Annotated in this window: 14 protein-coding genes; 8 read left to right on the forward strand and 6 right to left on the reverse strand. The window is 68.6% G+C overall.

Annotated elements, in window-relative coordinates:
• Positions 1–4: 4 nt before the first annotated feature.
• The gene (metG, locus tag AC1RUS_RS22685) at positions 5–1720 is read right to left on the reverse strand and encodes a methionine--tRNA ligase (RefSeq protein WP_492918883.1); all 1716 of its coding nucleotides are present in this window, start codon (positions 1718–1720) and stop codon (positions 5–7) included.
• A gap of 908 nt (positions 1721–2628) precedes the next feature.
• Positions 2629–3159 (reverse strand): porin family protein, encoded by a 531-nt coding sequence (locus AC1RUS_RS22690; protein WP_492918884.1) that lies wholly within the window; start codon positions 3157–3159, stop codon positions 2629–2631.
• A gap of 259 nt (positions 3160–3418) precedes the next feature.
• Between AC1RUS_RS22690 and AC1RUS_RS22695 the strand changes: the two genes are divergently transcribed.
• The 6 genes from AC1RUS_RS22695 to recG all read left to right on the forward strand — a co-directional run bounded on the left by AC1RUS_RS22695 (position 3419) and on the right by recG (position 9468).
• On the forward strand, positions 3419–4534 hold the full coding sequence (locus tag AC1RUS_RS22695; protein WP_492918885.1) for a beta-ketoacyl-ACP synthase III: 1116 nt from the start codon (positions 3419–3421) through the stop codon (positions 4532–4534).
• Positions 4535–4777: 243 nt separating this feature from the next.
• A complete protein-coding gene (gene tcyJ / locus AC1RUS_RS22700; RefSeq protein WP_492918886.1) occupies positions 4778–5572 on the forward strand; it encodes a cystine ABC transporter substrate-binding protein in 795 nt (264 codons plus the stop codon).
• 3 nt (positions 5573–5575) lie between these two features.
• Entirely contained in the window at positions 5576–6235 is a 660-nt protein-coding gene (tcyL, locus tag AC1RUS_RS22705) for a cystine ABC transporter permease (protein ID WP_492918887.1), read from the forward strand.
• The gene (locus AC1RUS_RS22710; protein ID WP_492918888.1) at positions 6232–6966 is read left to right on the forward strand and encodes an amino acid ABC transporter ATP-binding protein; all 735 of its coding nucleotides are present in this window, start codon (positions 6232–6234) and stop codon (positions 6964–6966) included. Before tcyL ends, AC1RUS_RS22710 begins: the two co-directional genes overlap by 4 nt.
• Before the next feature lie 70 nt (positions 6967–7036).
• Positions 7037–7336: a hypothetical protein gene (locus AC1RUS_RS22715; RefSeq protein ID WP_492918889.1), complete on the forward strand. Its 300-nt coding sequence runs from the start codon at positions 7037–7039 to the stop codon at positions 7334–7336.
• A gap of 56 nt (positions 7337–7392) precedes the next feature.
• On the forward strand, positions 7393–9468 hold the full coding sequence (recG, locus tag AC1RUS_RS22720; protein ID WP_492918890.1) for an ATP-dependent DNA helicase RecG: 2076 nt from the start codon (positions 7393–7395) through the stop codon (positions 9466–9468).
• Positions 9469–9586: 118 nt separating this feature from the next.
• Here recG and AC1RUS_RS22725 read toward each other — a convergent pair whose 3' ends face one another.
• The 3 genes from AC1RUS_RS22725 to AC1RUS_RS22735 all read right to left on the reverse strand — a co-directional run bounded on the left by AC1RUS_RS22725 (position 9587) and on the right by AC1RUS_RS22735 (position 14587).
• Complete coding sequence (locus AC1RUS_RS22725) at positions 9587–12229, reverse strand: glycoside hydrolase family 3 protein (RefSeq protein WP_492918891.1); 2643 nt, start codon at positions 12227–12229, stop codon at positions 9587–9589.
• A 195-nt stretch (positions 12230–12424) separates the two neighbouring features.
• Entirely contained in the window at positions 12425–13627 is a 1203-nt protein-coding gene (locus AC1RUS_RS22730) for a hypothetical protein (RefSeq protein ID WP_492918892.1), read from the reverse strand.
• A 15-nt stretch (positions 13628–13642) separates the two neighbouring features.
• Complete coding sequence (locus tag AC1RUS_RS22735; RefSeq protein ID WP_492918893.1) at positions 13643–14587, reverse strand: DUF808 domain-containing protein; 945 nt, start codon at positions 14585–14587, stop codon at positions 13643–13645.
• 115 nt (positions 14588–14702) lie between these two features.
• Between AC1RUS_RS22735 and AC1RUS_RS22740 the strand changes: the two genes are divergently transcribed.
• Positions 14703–15677 carry a phosphotransferase family protein gene (locus AC1RUS_RS22740; protein ID WP_492918894.1) on the forward strand — a complete coding sequence of 325 codons (975 nt, stop codon included), beginning with the start codon at positions 14703–14705 and terminating at the stop codon, positions 15675–15677.
• On the forward strand, positions 15674–16039 hold the full coding sequence (locus tag AC1RUS_RS22745; protein ID WP_492918895.1) for a DUF6285 domain-containing protein: 366 nt from the start codon (positions 15674–15676) through the stop codon (positions 16037–16039). Before AC1RUS_RS22740 ends, AC1RUS_RS22745 begins: the two co-directional genes overlap by 4 nt.
• Here the strand turns inward: AC1RUS_RS22745 and AC1RUS_RS22750 are convergent.
• Positions 16006–17148: a DUF3089 domain-containing protein gene (locus AC1RUS_RS22750; protein ID WP_492918896.1), complete on the reverse strand. Its 1143-nt coding sequence runs from the start codon at positions 17146–17148 to the stop codon at positions 16006–16008. The two genes, AC1RUS_RS22745 and AC1RUS_RS22750, sit on opposite strands and share 34 nt — an antisense overlap.
• Positions 17149–17151: the final 3 nt, after the last annotated feature.

Genomic DNA, 17151 nt, shown 5'->3' on the forward strand with positions numbered 1-17151 from the left:
TGGATCACGCCTCTTCCGCGCCGCCGAAACGGGCCGTCCACTCGGCGATCATGTCCTCGTCGATCTTCTTGAAGAGGACCTCCGGGGCCGTCACCGACAGGCCGGTCGGCAGCGCCGACAGCTCGACCGCCGCGTCGTTGCTCGGCCAGGCGGCCGGGAATTCGATCGAGAAGGCCTCGCAGATCTTCTCGGCCGCGAACGGGATGAACGGCGCGGAGATCTTGCCGTACAGCGCCGCCAGGTTCAGGGCCGTGCGGACGATGACGGCGGCGCGGTCGCGATCGGTCTTGATCGCGGTCCAAGGCGCGGCTTCCTGCAAATACTCGTTGCCGACCACCCACAGGGCCCGCAGCGCCTGGGCGCTCTTGCGCACCTCGATGGCGTCCATCTGTTCGGCCAGATCGGCCAGGCGCGCCGAGACGTCGGCGAACAGCTTCTCCTCCAGCGGACCCGGTTCGCCGCCCTCGGGCACGAGGCCGTCGAACTTGCTCTCGGTGAACTTCAGAATGCGGTTGACGAAATTGCCCAGCACGTCGGCCAGGTCGCGGTTCACCGCGCTGGCGAACTGCTCCCAGGTGAAGGCGGTGTCGCTGCTCTCGGGCGAATTGGCCGTCAGGTACCAGCGCCACAGGTCGGGCGGCAGGATCTCCAGGGCCGCGTCCATGAAGACGCCGCGCTTGGAGCTGGTCGAGAACTTGCCGCCGTACCAGTTGAGCCAGTTGAAGGCCTTGAGCATGTCGACGCTCTTCCACGGCTCTTCAGAGCCCAGGATGGTCGCGGGGAAGCTGACGGTGTGGAAGGCGACGTTATCCTTGCCCATGAACTCGACATAGCGGACGTCGTCGGCCCCGGCGTCAGTGCGCCACCAGCGGCGCCAGTCGCGCTCGGGCGAGGCGTCGGCCCATTCCTGGGTGGCGGCGATATATTCGATCGGCGCGTCGAACCAGACGTAGAAGACCTTCTCTTCCATGCCCGGACGCGGCAGGCCGTCCTTGGTCACCGGAATGCCCCAGGCCAGGTCGCGGGTGATGCCGCGATCGATCAGGCCCTCGTCCAGGTGCTTGTAGGCGATCGACTTGGCCAGGGCCGGCCACTGATCGTGGCTGTCGACCCAGGCGCGGATGCGATCCTGCATCTTGGTCTGCAGCAGATAGAGGTGGCGGGTGTCGCGCACCTCCAGGTTCCGCGACCCGGAGATCACCGAGTACGGGTTCTTCAGGTCGGTGGGGTCCAGCAGGTTGCCGCAATTGTCGCACTGGTCGCCGCGCGCCTTGGGGAAGGCGCAGTGCGGACAGGTGCCCTCGATATAGCGGTCGGGCAGGAAGCGCCGATCGTCGATGGAATAGACCATCTGGTCGACGCGTTCCTCGATCAGCCCCTGTGCTTCCAGCGCCTCGGCGAAGTGCTGGGTCAGGCGATGGTTCTGCGGCGAGGACGAGCGGCCGAACCAGTCCCACGACAGGCCGAACGCCCGGCCCACGTCGTGCTGAAGGACATGCTGCTCGGCGCAATAGGTGGCCACGTCCTGGCCGGCGGCGGCCGCCGCGAGTTCCGCGGGAGTCCCATGCTCATCGGTGGCGCAGATGTAGAGCGTCTCGGCGCCCCGGGCCCGCTGGAACCGCGCATAGACGTCGGCCGGCAACATCGATCCCGCCAGATTGCCCAGGTGCTTGATGCCGTTGATGTACGGCAGGGCGGAGGTGATCAGGATACGGGCCATGAGGCGGGTCTTCCGGGGAGTCGAAGGATCGGAGCGGAGGCGTCCGCATATAGAAGGCCGGGGCGTGAAACGAAAGCAGGCAACGTCAGACGCTGTGGAGGACCCCCTCCGGCCCTCCGGGCCACCTCCCCCAAAAGGGGGAGGATCGACACCGCGCCGCGCCTTTAGATGCTCCCCCTTCGGGGGAGCTGTCGCGGAGCGACTGAGGGGGTCCTCACGAGCGCCTGCAACCTCGCGCTTTCGCTGCGATGGCGATGGAAAGGGTCGCGGAGCGTCCGGACGACGTCCGGAGTTGAAATAGAAATACCGTTTCGACGAAGCCGTCCGCTCCGTGCCATCGTTATCCGCCAGCCTCCCGTCGGGTGGCCCTGTTGAGGCCTTACCGGGACCCGAACCGCGCCGTTTCCAGCGCGCTCCGACGGTCGAAGAGGACGGGCTTTCAGCCAGACACGCCCCTTTGCCTTCAACCACGCCGACGACGGGCGGGTCTGGCCAGCAACCAGATCCCCGGACACGGCCGAGTATCCCCCTCGACCCCAGTCCCGCTCGATCGCACCCCGCCGCCGCTTCGGTCGCTGGCCTTGCGCCCTTTCCTCGCGACGAGGTGAAGTCAGAATACGGGAAGGCTAGGCGCATCCGATACGACGGCGGCTATCCCCGCGCTCGAGACACAAAAAATCCGTCATCACCCGGCTTGTCCGGGTGACCCAAGCCGAGATCGAAGTCGGCCAAAGGTCAGCGAACGCAGCCGCCAGTGCCGCTTGGGTCCCCCGCATGAAGCGGGGGATGACGACTGTGTTTGGAAAGGGAGAGGATCAGCAGATCAGCGCTATCCGCCGATCGTCACGCTGTCTGTCCCCGCGCCGGGCGGGGCGTCCCGGGCCGCGATGGCCCGGGAACCTCCAGATCTAGAACTTGCGGACGTAGGCCACGGCCAGCGTGTCGGCGTCCTCCTTGGAGTTGGTGAACTCCGACTTCGTCCAATCGGCGCGCACGCCGTTCTTGTCGTCGAACTTGTACTGGGCGCCGACGCCGTAGTTCCAGCTGTCCATCGAGCCCTTCAGCGGCGAAGCGGCCGAGGAGGCGTCGAACTTAGTCGTGCCGTAGCCGGCCCGGGCCAGCAGTTCGATGTTCGGAGTCACCGGCAGGAAGCCCACCGCATAGGCCGCGGCCTGGTGCTGCTGCTTCACGGTGACGGGCGCGCCGGCGGCATAGGTCTTGTCGTCGGAGACGCCGCCGGCGACTTCGCCTTCAACACCAAAATGCGGGGTTATCTTGGCGCCCAGGCGACCTTGGACAGTCCCGGTGTCGGCGCCGCTCGACCGAGTCGAGCCATAGCCGAGAGAACCGTAATATTCAGGCGAAACCTGTGCTTGCGACAGGGCGGGAATAGCGGCGACCGAAGCGGCGACGATCGTCGCGGCGATGAGAGTTTTCATTGTAGTTACTCCTACTATTACGCAATCTTCAGCTCCCTCAGCCGCTTTACAGCTAGGAGGACAACGCGGCCGGTATAGGGCGGTTCACGGTCGCGTTTGGGGCCATTGCGTGTCGAAGCGGCAATGCGACCCATCGGCCACACCCCCGACGGCCCCGCACAGTGATGATGACGGCGGCGTCATCCATGATATCAACGGCGCCAGAACAAGAGATCGCGGAGCCCTTTGAGCCTCCGCGCGCATCATCGGGACTAGTCGCGTGCATCAAGCCGTCATCGCCGCCACGGGGCTCTACACCCCGCCGTTCAGCATTTCGAACACCGAGCTGGTCGAGGCCTTCAACACCTTCGTCGAGCGGTTCAACGCCGCCAACGCCGAGGCCATCGCGGCCGGCGACGTCACCGCCCTGGCCCCCTCCTCGCCCGAGTTCATCGAGAAGGCCTCGGGCATCAAGTCGCGCTTTGTGATGAACAAGGACGGCATCATCGATCCGGACCTGATGCGCCCGGTCCTGCCCGAGCGCTCCAACGACGAAATCTCGATCCTGGCCGAGATGGCCGTGGAAGCCGCCAAGCAGGCGATCGCCGCCTGGGGCAAGCCGGTCAGCGAGATCGGCGCGGTGATCTGCGCGGCCTCGAACATGCAGCGCCCCTACCCAGCCATGGCCATCGAGGTGCAGCAGGCCCTGGGCATCGACGGCTTCGCCTTCGACATGAACGTGGCCTGCTCGTCGGCGACCTTCGGCATCAAGACCGCCGCCGACTTCATCGCCACGGGCAGCGCCAAGGCTGTGCTGATGGTCAATCCCGAGATTTGCTCTGGGCACCTGAACTTCAAGGACCGCGACAGCCACTTCATCTTCGGCGACGTGGCCACCGCCGTGATCGTGGAAGAGGCCTCGCAGGCGACCGGCGGCTGGGAGATCCTGGGCACGCGCCTGAAGACGGTGTTCAGCAACAACATCCGCAACAACTTCGGCTTCCTCAACCGCGCCGCCCCGGAGGGCGAAGGCGCGCGCGACAAGCTGTTCGTGCAGGAAGGCCGCAAGGTGTTCCGCGAGGTGGTGCCGATGGTCAGCGAGATGATCATCCAGCATGCCGCCGACATCGGCGTCGATCCCCAAGGGCTGAAGCGCCTGTGGCTGCATCAGGCCAATATCAACATGAACGAGATGATCGGCCGCAAGGTTCTGGGCCGCGATCCGGCACCCGGCGAGAACGTCATCATCCTGGACGAATACGCCAACACCAGCTCGGCCGGCTCGATCATCGCCTTCCACTCGGCCAATGACGACTTCGCGCCCGGCGAGACGGGGCTGATCTGCAGCTTTGGTGCGGGGTATTCGGCGGGGACGGTGTTTGTGAGGAAGCGGTAGCGCCAGCGCACTTGCCCCCTCCGCGCTTACGCGCTCCTCCCCCATAGGGGGAAGATGAAGCGCGCCGACCTCATCTTCCCCCTATGGGGGAGGACGGTCGCGAAGCGACCAGGAGGGGGCGAGGACGGCGACCGCTCGTTTCACCATCAGCCATTGCAATCGGCGTCGACACCCGCGCTTGCCTCTGGCGGAGGGCGTCGCGGCGTATAGAACTGGCGTGTTCCGGATTTGCCGAGGCCGCCCATGCGATTCCAAGACCGTCGAAACCTGCTGCTGACCCTCGGCGGCGCGCTGGCCCTGAGCGCCTGCGGCGGCAAGTCGAAGGACACGGCCACCCAGACGACCGCCCAGCGGGTCGAGTCGACCAAGACCCTGCGCATCGGTCTGGAAGGCACCTATCCGCCATTCAACTTCCAGGACAAGGACGGCCAGCTGGCCGGGTTCGACGTCGACTTCGCCCGGGCCCTGGCCGAGCAGATGGGCGTCAAGCCGGTGTTCAGCCCCTCGCCCTTCGCCGGCCTGCTGGGCGCGCTGGAGGCCAAGCGGATTGACGTGGTGATCAACCAGATCACCATCACGCCGGAGCGAGCGGCCAAGTACGACTTCTCCAAGCCCTATACGGTCTCGGGCATCCAGATCATCACCCTGAAGGGCAAGCCTGGCCCCTACTCGCCCGCCGAGCTGGCCGGCAAGAAGGTCGGGGTGGGCCTGGGCACCAACTACGAAAGCTGGCTGCGGGCCAATGTGCCCACCGCCGACGTCCGCACCTATGACGACGATCCCACCAAGTACCAGGACCTGAAGGCCGGCCGCATCGACGCGGTGCTGAACGACCGGCTGGTCGCCGCCGACTTCGTCAAGAGCTCGCCCGAGTTCGTCGCCGCCGGCCCGGCCTTCGCGGCCCAGAACCAGGGCGTGGCCATGGTCAAGGATCCGGCCCTGAAGGTGCTGGTCGACCAGGCCATCGACGCGATGCGCGCCAACGGCAAGCTGGCCGCCATCTCGCAGAAGTGGTTCGGCGCGGACGTGACCAAATAGCCGATGGACGCCACGCTGGACCTTCTGCGCCAGTCCGCGCCGCTGCTGACCAAGGGCGCGGGCTACACCGTGGCGCTCAGCGTCATCGGCATGAGCCTGGGCCTGGCCCTGGGCTTCGGCCTGGCGCTGATGCGGCTGTCGCGCTCGCCGCTGCTGCGCTGGCCGGCCAGCGTCTATGTCTCGGCCATCCGGGGCACGCCGCTGCTGGTGCAGCTGTTCCTGATCTATTACGGCCTGCCGCAGTTCGGGATAGAGCTGCCGCCGCTGGTGGCGGCCGGGATCGGCTTCTCGCTGAACATCGCCGCCTATGCCTGCGAGATCCTGCGCAGCGCCATCGCCAATGTTGATCGCGGCCAGTGGGAGGCCGCCACCGTGCTGGGTATGAGCCGGGGCCAGGCCTTGCGCCGGGTGATCCTGCCCCAGGCCGCCCGCACCGCCGTCGCACCGCTGTCCAACAGCTTCATCAGCCTGGTCAAGGACACCTCGCTGGCCGCGACCATCCAGGTGCCGGAGCTGTTCCGCCAAACCCAGCTGATCACCGCCCGCACCTTCGAGATCTTCACGATGTATCTGGCGGCGGCGGCGATCTACTGGATCGTCTCGACCCTGCTGGCCGCCGGCCAGGGCGTGCTGGAACGCCGCGCCGCGGAGGGCCGCCGATGAGCGCCGTCTCCGCCAAAGGCCTGATCAAGCGCTTCGACACGACGACCGTGCTGAACGGCGTCGACATCGAGGTCGCCCAAGGCGAGGTGATCGCCATCATCGGCCCCAGCGGCTCGGGCAAGAGCACCCTGCTGCGCTGCATGGCCGGGCTTGAGCTGCTGGACGGCGGCAGCTTGCAGATCGCCGGGGTCCAGGCCGCGCCTCGCGCTCCGCTGGCGCGGGCCTTGAAGGGCCGCGTCGGGTTCGTGTTCCAGGGCTTCAACCTCTTCCCGCATCGCACGGCCCTGCAGAACGTGGCCGAGGGTCCGATCGTCGTGCGCGGCCAGCCCCGCGTCGCCGCCGAGACCAAGGCCATGGTGCTGCTGGAAAAGGTCGGGCTGGGCGCGCGGGCCAACGCCTATCCGGGCGAGCTCTCCGGCGGTCAGCAGCAGCGCTGCGCCATCGCCCGGGCCCTGGCCATGGATCCGGAAGTGATTCTGTTCGACGAGCCGACCTCGGCGCTCGACCCGGAACTGGTCGGCGAGGTGCTTGCCGTCATCCGAGATCTGGCCGTGGAACGCCGGACGATGCTGATTGTCACCCACCAGATGGACTTCGCCCGGGACGTGGCGGATCGGACGATCTTCATGGATAGCGGCGTTATCGTCGAACAGGGCCCCTCGCGCGAGCTCTTCGGAGCGCCTAAGGAAGAGCGCACGCGACGATTCCTCGGCAAAGTGGCGGCGCCCTGAGCCTTAATTTGGCCAACGGCGCCCCTCACCACATCGCCGCCAACGCCGCGTGCTGTTGAGGCGAGGTCCTGTGAAACCCTATATCGAACTGAAAGGCGCTTCCGGCGCCGTCTACCGCTACAAGCTCGCCGAGGGGGCCGACCCCAAGACGACGATCGCTGGAAATTTCGTCTATGTGGACGGCAGCGGCGCCGTGGTCTTCGCGGGCGAGGCCAACAATCTGGTCGGCGCGACCAGCCGCTGGTCGGAAGCCGTCACCCGTCATGGCGCGGCCCATCTCTATACGCGCCTGAACGTCTCGGGCGCTTCGCGCGCCGACGAATACGCCGACATCGTCATCGCCCTCGACCCGGTGATGAACCGAGGCTGATCTTCTGGCCGCGCGGCGTCCCTTTCTGACGCCGACTTGGCTATGGTCGCATCCTGATGCGCCCAGAGATTCTCTTTCCGCTGTTCACGCCGGTCTCCACGCTGAAAGGCGTGGGGCCGCGCGTTGCGCCCCTGGTCGAGAAGATCGCAGGCCCCATCGTCCGCGACGTGCTGTTCACCCCGCCCCAGAGCGTGATCCGCCGCACCGCCACCACGGTCGATCGGGCCGTCGACGGCCAGGTCCAGACCTTCATCGTCAGCATCGACGCCCATCAGCCGCCGGGCCGCCTGGGCCAGCCGTGGAAGATCCGCGCCTGGGACGAGACGGGTTTTCTCACCCTGACCTGGTTCAAGGGCCATGGCCCGCACCTGGAGCGCCAGCACCCCGTCGGCTCGCGCCGGGCGGTCAGCGGCAAGGTCGAGCGTTTCGGCTCGGAGATCCAGGTCGCCCACCCCGAATATCTGCTGCACGAGGAGCGCGCGGTCGAGATCCCGGAGTTCGAGCCGGTCTACTCGGTCACCGCCGGTCTGCCCTCACGCACCTTCCGCCGTTTCGCGCTGGAGGCCCTGGAGCGCGCCGCCGAGCTGCCCGAGTGGCAGGATCCCGCCTGGAAGGCCCGCGAGGCCTGGCCCGGCTGGCGCGAGGCCTTCGTCGCCGCCCACGGTCCGACCGGCGAGGCCGACGTCTCGCCGATGGCCCCGCATCGCCGGCGTCTGGCCTATGACGAACTGCTGGCCCACCAGCTGGCCCTGGCCCAGCGCAAGGCCAGCCGCCGCGCCCAGCCTGCCCCGAGGATCGACGCCAGCCCCCTGGCCGCCGACGCCGAGGCCGCCCTGCCCTTTAAGCTGACCGGCGCCCAGATCCGGGCCCTGTCGGAGGTTCGCGGCGACCTGGCCTCCGGCGAGCGCATGAGCCGGCTGCTGCAGGGCGACGTCGGCTCGGGCAAGACCGTGGTGGCCATGCTGGCCGTCGCCGACGCGGCGGGCGCGGGCTTGCAATCGGCGATCATGGCGCCGACCGAAATCCTGGCCCGCCAGCACTATGAGACCATGGCCGGGCCTCTGACGGCGTTGGGGCTATCGGTGATCCTGCTGACCGGACGCGACAAGGGCGCGGGCCGCGCGGCCAAGCTGGCGGCCCTGGCCGACGGCCGGCACGCCGTGGCCATCGGCACCCACGCCCTGTTCCAAGACGACGTAGTCTTCAAGGCCCTGGGCCTGTCGATCATCGACGAGCAGCACCGCTTCGGCGTCAACGAGCGCCGACGGCTTCAGGACAAGGGAGACGGGGTCCACCTGCTGGCCATGTCGGCCACCCCGATCCCGCGCACCCTGGAGCTGACGGTGTTCGGCGACCTGGACGTCTCGCGCATCGACGAGAAGCCGCCAGGCCGCACACCGGTCGCCACCCGCGCCGTGCCCGTGCCGCGTCTGCCCGAGATCGTCGCCCGCCTGAAGAGCGCGGCCGAGGGCGGCGCCCAGGCCTTCTGGATCTGCCCTCTGGTCTCGGAGTCCGAGAAGATCGACCTGCGCGCCGCCGAGGCCCGCGCAGAAGACTTGCGCCAGATCATCGGCCCGTCGGTGGGGCTGGTCCACGGCCAAATGACGCCTGCCGAGAAGGACGCCGTGATGGCCGATTTCGTGGACGGCAAGGTCTCGGTGCTGGTCGCCACCACCGTGGTCGAGGTGGGGGTCAATGTGCCCAACGCCAGCATCATGGTCATCGAGCAGGCCGAGCGCTTCGGCCTGGCCCAGCTACACCAGCTGCGCGGCCGGGTCGGTCGCGGCGCGCGAGAAAGCTCGTGCGTACTGCTGTACGACCTGCCGTTATCCGACACCGCCCAGCAGCGGCTGGACATCCTGCGCAAGTCCGACGACGGTTTCGAGATCGCCGAGAAGGACCTGGAGCTGCGCGGCGGCGGCGATCCACTGGGCCTCAAGCAGAGCGGCTTCCCGGCCTATCGCCTGGCCGACCCGGTGGCCCACCGCGACCTCATCGCCGTTGCCGCCGACGACGCCCGCCTGCTCCTGGCCCGCGACCCGCATCTGACGTCGGAGCGCGGAATGGCGGTTCGGACGTTGCAGGAGCTGTTCGACTGGAAGCCGACGTCGACGCTGCACGACGCGGGGTAGGCTCTGTGGCGATGGACCTCGCCCTTCGACAGGCTCAGGGTGAGGTCCAATGCAGGCCATGAGATAGAGAACCTCATCCTGAGCTTGTCGAAGGACGAGGTTCTCAAGATCACCGCCCCTAAGGCTCCAGCGTCTTGCGTCCCGACACCTCGAGGCTCGCCGCAACGCCCGCCGCCTTGACCAGACCCGAGCGCACCTGCGGCTGGCCGCCGCCGATCCACAGGTCGACGCGCCCGGGCTCGACATGGCGCGCGCCGGCGGCGTCGACGACGCTGAGCGCGCGGGCGTCGAGGACGAAGCGGACCTGTTTGGTCTCGCCAGCCTTGAGCACGACCCGCTGGAAGCCCTGCAGGGCGCGGATCGGGCCGGTCGAGCCCGGCCGCGAGACATAGAGCTGAACCACCTCGGCGCCGTCGCGCTGGCCGGCGTTGGTCACCGAGACCGTGACCTCGGTCGTCTCGCCAGCCGCCAGCGTCGGGCGCTGGATCGTCGGCGCGCCATAGGCGAAGCGCGTGTAGCTCAGGCCGTGGCCGAACGGATAAAGCGCCTCGCCCTTGAAGTAGCGATAGGTGCGGCCGGCCATGGTGTAGTCGCTGAAGGCCGGCAGCTGGTCGGCCGAGCGATAGAAGGTGACCGGCAGGCGGCCCGAGGGGCTGAAGTCGCCGGCGATCAGCGAGGCCACGGCCTGGCCGCCCTCGCCGCCCGGGTACCAAGCCTCGATGATGGCCGGCAGGTGGGCGTCGGCCCAGTTCACGCTCATCGCCGAGCCGTTCATCAGCACCAGCACGACGGGCTTGCCGGTCGCCTGCAATTTCTCCAGCAGGGCTTCCTGCGGCTTGGGCAGGTCAAGGCTGGTGCGATCGCCGCCGGCGAAGCCTTCGGCGAACACCTGCATCTCCTCGCCTTCCAGCTTGGCGGTCAGGCCGCCGGCGAAGACCACGAGATCGGCCGCGCGGGCGGCGGCCACGGCGGCTTCGACGCCCTGGCTGGGTTTGCTCCAGCTCAGGCGCTGGTCGCCCCGGTCGCCCGTCTGGATGGCCTCGATCGTCAGGGCGTGAGCCTTGCCCGCCGTCAGCGCCACCGACGCCTCCTGGGCGGCCGTCGGGGCGGTCAGGCCCCAGGCGTCCAGGGCCAGCTTGCCGTCGACATAGAGCCGGTAGCCGCTGCTGGTGGCCAGGCGCAGCTTGTGGACGCCCGTCTCGGTCGGGGTGATGAAGCCGGTCCACCGCATCGAGGTCTTGCGGTCCTTGCGCTCGGGACGGCCCCAGCTGAACCGGACATTGGCGTCGGTGCGCACCTCGGTCGGGGCGCCGGCCAGGGCCACGCCGTCAAAGGTCTCGACCTTCAGGCCAGGCGTCTTGCAGGCGGCGTCGACGCAGAAGATCGCGTCGGGCGTCGTCGCCATCGGCGATCCGACCCCGCCGGAGCCCTCGACGTAGCGAACCTCGGCCTGCGGGAAACGGGCCTTCAGACCGGCCAGCAGGGTCACGGGCGCCGAGGGCGTGCCGTTGTAGTTGCCCACCAGGGCGTCGACATTGTCGGCGTTGGGCCCGATCACCGCGATGCGGCGTGGCGCGGCCTTCAGCGGCAGCAGGCCGTCGTTCTTGAGCAGCACCAGCGAGGCCTTGGCCGTCTCCAGCGCCAGGGCGCGGTGGGCGGGGGTGTCGTTTTCGGAGGCCGGGATGCGGGCGAAGGCGTTCGACAGCGGCGGGTCGAACAGGCCCAGGGCGATCCGCGCCTCGAACAGGCGGCGGGCGGCCTGGTCGACCACCGCCTCGGGCAGGCGCCCGTCGCGCACCGCCGTGACGATCGGCTGCGGATCGGCGTCGCGCTTGACGCTGAACTCGCCGCAGATCAGGTCCATGCCGGCCGAGAACCCGGCCGCCACGGCGTCCTCGGGCGTCTTGACCCACTGGTGGGCGTCCTGGCGGAAGAAGTCCGAGACCGCCGCGCAGTCGGAGACCACGTGGCCGGTAAAACCCCAGGTGTTGCGCAGGCGATCCAGCAGCGGTCGGTTGGCGCAGGCCGGCACGCCGTCGACGGCGTTGTAGGCGCACATCACCGCCTGGACCTTGCCCTCGACGACCGTGGCGCGAAACGCCGGCAGGTAGGTGTCTTCCAGGTCGTGGGCGGAGGGGTGGATGTCGTCGCGGTGCCGGCCGGCCTCGGGGCCGCTGTGGACGGCGTAGTGCTTGGCGGTGGCGATGGTCTTGTAGATCTTGGGATCGTCGCCTTGCAGGCCGTGGATGAAGGCCACGCCCATGCGCGAGGTCAGGTAGGGATCCTCGCCATAGGTCTCCTGCCCCCGGCCCCAGCGCGGATCGCGGAAGATGTTGATGTTGGGCGACCAGACGGTCAGGCCACGATACTTGTCGGCCCCGCCGTCGGCGCCGACGCGCTCGACATATTTGGCGCGGAACTCGGTGCTGATGACGTCGGCGACATCATGGATCAGCGGCGCGTCGAAGGTCGCGGCGAGGGCGACGGCCTGCGGGAAGACCGTGGCGTTACCGGCCCGGGCGACGCCGTGCAGACCCTCGCTCCACCAGTTGTAGCGCGGCACGCCCAAGCGCGGGATAGCGGGCGCGACGTCGCGCAACTGGCCGGCCTTCTCCTCCAGGGTCATGCGCGAGACCAGGTCGGCGGCGCGCTCGCGCGCGCTCAGCGACGGATCGCGATACGGCTCGGCGGCGGGCGCGGCCTGGGCCGACAGCGACAGGCCGATCGCCAGAAAAGCGCCAAGTCCGATGGTCCGCATCATGCTCGTTTCCTCTCGTCCGCGATCTTGCCGATCGTCTGCGCGCCCCTGCGCGGCGGCGACATAAGCACGCGCGCGGACCGGGGCGAAGCGAAAATGGTAGCGGTATCTCGGGAAATTCGGGCGCGATTGACCGGGCGTGGAGGGCGCGGATCAACGACGTTTCCCGCCGCCGGACCCGCACAAAAAGGCGATGGCCTATCGGCGCCGCGCCGTCAGGATGACGTCGATCTCGTCGGTCCTGGGATTGATGAACTCCAGCTGGACGCGACCGTCGTCGAGGGTCTTCACCGTGGCCGGGACCGAGCTGTTGGTCAGCATCCAGCCCGCCGGCAGCACGACGGTGTTGATCGGCCGGCCGAACGACCGGCGCCAGACCAGCTCATCGCCGGCCAGCGTGTAGCGTTCCGGATCGGTATAGGTCTCGGTGAAGCGCAGACGCGCGCTCTGGCCTTTCTTCACGGGATCGAAGCGGAAGACGATGGCCTCGGTCTGGGCCGTGACGCCCTTCTGGTCGGGCGCGGCCTTCAGGATATCCAGCCCCTTCAGCGTCTCCCACTTCAGGGCCTGGCCGGTGTCAAGATTGCGCGCCGAGGGCTTGGACGCGGCGCTGCCGGCCCGGACGATATTGACGTAGACGCCCACGCCTTCGCGGCTCTCGGTGTAGTCGTGATAGAGGTCGAAGCTGTGGGTTTCCGGCGATTGCAGGAAATAGACGATCTCACGGTCCTGATGGGCGCGCTCGATCAGGGCGTCGGCCAGGGATGAGCGGCTGGCCTTCAGGTTCGGCGCGGGCTTGGCCTTGAGGATCAACGGCGCCTCGGCGGGCGTGTTGTTCCAGAACGCGATCTTGATCCGGCCGTCGGCCTCCTGCAGCACCTGGGCCGGATAGTTGCTCGACACCAGCTCGTAACCTGCCGGCAGGATGATGGCGTTGCGCTTGATGCCCAGCGGACGGTTGAAGACGATGGTCTCGTCGTCCTCGTAGTAGCTCTTGGCGTCTTCATAGGTCTTGTCGATCAGCACCCGGCCCTCGCCGCCGTCGGCGGGCACCGGGCGGGCCAGCTGGACGCCGATGTACTGGCCGTCGTCCTTGGCGTTCTTGACCCCGCCGGTGCGGGCGACATCGCCGGGCACGACGCTGAATTTCAAGGGCGCGCCGGTGGCCCGGTCGCTGACGCTCTCGTCGGTGGCGACGCTGCCGACGCGGATAGGATTGTAGTAGGCGGTCGCGCCCGGCGTGCTGGCGGTGACTTCGTAGATGATGCGGAACTTGTGGCTGCCCGGGGCGAGCAGCTCATAGCGTGTGTAGGCGTCGGACTCGGTCTGCTGAGCGCATAGCGGTCCGGCCAGCTCCAGCGCCAGGGCCGCCCCCAGCGCCGCCGTTCTGAAAACGCCCATCAGCTCCCCCTGAGTTCAGTGCGCCGCCGCGCCCTTGCGATGTTTCCACAGATGCACGACGCCGGCGATCACCCCGCCGATGGCGAAGCCGACCACGGCCGAGCCCGCCGCGAAAGCCAGCCAGCCGGTGATCGCCCCCACGCCCGGCGCACCATGGGCCCAGTGCGAGAAGCCCTCCACCCAGACCGGGATCGGCGTCAGGTGGAAGTGCTCCAGCCCGTGGACGATGATGCCGCCGCCGACCCACAGCATGGCGGCGGTGCCGATGACGGTCAGGGCCTCCATGGTGATCGGCATGGCCTTGACCAGCCCCCGGCCGAAGCCGCGCAGAGCCCCGACCTTGCCGCGCGACAGGTGCAGGCCGATGTCGTCCATCTTCACGATCAGCCCCACCACGCCATAGACGGCGACGGTCAGCAGCACGCCGACCAGGGCCAGGGCGGCGGCCTGGATCGGCAGCGGCTTGTCGGCGACGTCGGCCAGGGCGATGGCCATGATCTCGCCCGACAAGATCAGGTCGGTGCGGATCGCGCCGTTGACCTTTTCCTTCTCCAGCTCGGGTCCGCTGAGCGCCAGCTCCTCGACCTCTTCGCCCTCGTGGGCCGGGGTGAAGGCCTCGAGAATCTTCTCGGTGGCCTCGAAGCACAGATAGGCCCCGCCGCACATCAGGATCGGCGTCACCGCCCATGGCGCGAAGGCGCTGAGCAGCAGGGCGCCGGGCAGCAGGAACAGCAGCTTGTTGCGGAAAGAGCCCATCGCGATCTTCCAGACGATGGGAAGTTCGCGGTCGGGGGTGAAGCCCATGGCGTAGCCGGGCGTCACCGCGGTGTCGTCGACCACCACGCCGACGGCCTTGGTCCCGGCCTTGCCCGCCGCGCCGGCGACGTCGTCCAGGGAGGCGGCGGCGATCTTGGTGATGCCGGCGACATCGTCGAGCAGCGCGGCGAGACCTGAGGGCACGGGTGTTCTCTGAAGTTGTGGAAACGGTCGGCCGCCAAGGTGAGATGATCCGCGTCCAGAGTCGACAACCCACGGCGCTTGCCTGACGCTGGGTGAGCCCTGAAAGCCTGCCGCCATGGATGTCGCCGCCGCCCTCGCCCGCCTCGCGCCACGCCTCTCGCCGACCGCCACGACGGCGCTGAACGCCCACCGGCTGTCGGGCGGGGCCAGCCTGGAGACCTGGGCCTTCGACCTGGACGACGGAACGCCCCTGATCCTGCGCCGGCGTCCCGAAGGCGCGGCGTTGCGCGAGACCGCGCCGGGTCTGGCCGTCGAGGCCGCCCTGATCGTCGCCGCCGCCAGGACGGGCGCGCCGGTCCCGATCGTCGTCCATGCCTGCGCGCCGGAGGACGACTTGGGCGAGGCCTTCGTGATGCGGCGACTGGAGGGCGAGGCCCTGGGCAAGCGCATCGTCCGCGACGTTGCCTTCGACGCCGTGCGGCCAGACCTCGCCCGCCGCTGCGGACAGGTGCTGTCCCAGATCCATTCCGCGCCGCTGGAAGGCCTGCCGCCGCTGGCGACCTCGGACGCGCGGGGTGAACTGACGCGCTACGAGACCATCTATAGGCAGACCAACGCCGAACGCCCGGTGTTCGAAGCCGCCTTCCGCTGGCTGGAGGCCGCTGCGCCCGAGCCTGTCCCGCCGGTGCTGGTGCATGGCGATTTTCGCAACGGCAACCTGATGATCCATCCCGATGGCGGCCTGGTCGGCGTGCTGGACTGGGAGCTGGCCCATCTGGGCGACCCGGCCGAGGATCTGGGCTGGATCTGCGTCAATTCCTGGCGCTTTGGCCAATGGCGCAGGCCGGTCGGCGGCTTTGGCGACTATCAGGCCCTGCTGGACGGCTATGCCGAGGGCGGCCGCGAGATCCCGCTGGCCCGCGTGCAGTTCTGGCAGGCGCTGGGCTCGCTGAAGTGGGGCGTCATGTGCCTGATGATGTATACCAGCTTCGCCGACGGTTCCGATCCCTCGATCGAGCGGGCGATGATCGGCCGGCGCGTCAGCGAGACCGAGATCGACCTGGTCCGGCTGATGGAGGTCATGGCGTGATCACTCACCCCTCCACCGCGGAACTCCAGACCGCACTCGACACCTTCGACCGATACGACGGCCCGGACGATGGCCGCCGCCTGTTCCTGACGCGGGTAGCCGACAACGCTCGGGCGCTGCTGGCCCGCGAGGCCGCGCTGGGCCAGGCTGCGGAAGCTGCGGAGACGGCGCGGCTGTCGGCCTTGCTGGGCGTCGAGGGCGACTATGCCGACCTGAACCACCGCCTGTGCGAAGCGCTGCGGACGGGCGCGATCGCGCCGCGCGATCCGGCCCTGCTGGCGCATCTGCGCGCCACGGCCATCGATCGCATCGCCATCGATCAGCCCGGCTATTGCGGTCTGGAGGCCTTGCTGGACGCCTGAAGCGCCGCGGCCACCCGCGCCTGGGCGTCGGCCTCGATGTCGGCATAGAACAGGTTGAAGGCGTCGACCTTGTGCCGGTCGGCCCACGAGCCGGCGTCACGCAAAGCGGTCGACTTGGGCCGCCCGGTATAGAGCAGACCGCCCTGGCACTGGGCCCAGACCTGGCGCTGCAGGAAGGCCGGGCGAGCGCCCCACTCCAGCCCCGTGGCGTTGGCCGCGCCGAGGTTCAGGCGAGCCGGGGCCTTCTCGGTCTCCGTGCCGCCCAGCAGCGGGTTGAAGCACAGGGCCGCGCGACCGTTCAGGTCGATCAACTGGTCGGCGTTGTCCCAGATCAACGAGCGGCGGGTCAGGTCCTGGATGCGCTGGAAATCGCCTTCCTGGGTCGAGGCCCAGGCGGCCACGCAGCCGGTCTGGTTGCGGACCACGCAGGCGGGCACGGCCGCGGCCTCGCCATGCTCGGCGACCGGCACCACGGTCTCGATCAGATAGGCCGCCACCAGCCGCGCCTTGACCGAGGGATCGCCGCCGACCTCCTCGCGCAGCAGCCGCGCGGCCATGGCCCCGCCTTGCTCCACGCCGACGATTATGAACGGCCGGCCATTGTTGTAGCGGTCGATATAGGTCCGGAACGCCTGGCGCACGTCGCCATAAGCGAAGCGCCGGGCCTCGCGGGCGTCGTCGCGCAGGGTTAGATAGGTGTAGAGGCTGGCCTGGCGATAGCGCGGGGCGAACACCCGACCCACCCTGAAAAATGGCCCCGCATAGTTGGGCAGCACCACCCGGCTCAGGAACCGCTGGGCCTTGGGCTGGTCGATGGCGCCGTTCCAGTCCTGGCCGCCGTCGAAGGTGGTGGGATGGACGAAGAATACGTCGGCCGGCAGGTCGCTGGGCGAGAACCGCGTCGGATCCTTGGGCTGCAGCGCCCAGGACGTGGCCTTGGCGTAATCGGGCGCCGGCGGCGGCTCATAGGTCAGGAACGGGACCTTGGGGTCCAGAGCGTTGCTGAGGATGTCGTAGCGCCACACGAACGCCGCCGAGACGAGCAGCCCCAGGAAGAGCACCGCCCCGGCGAAGATCCAGCGTTTGAAGCCCTTGAAGCGGTCGCCCATGAG

It is taken from the genome of Caulobacter sp. GW821-FHT10F06 (assembly GCF_058809215.1).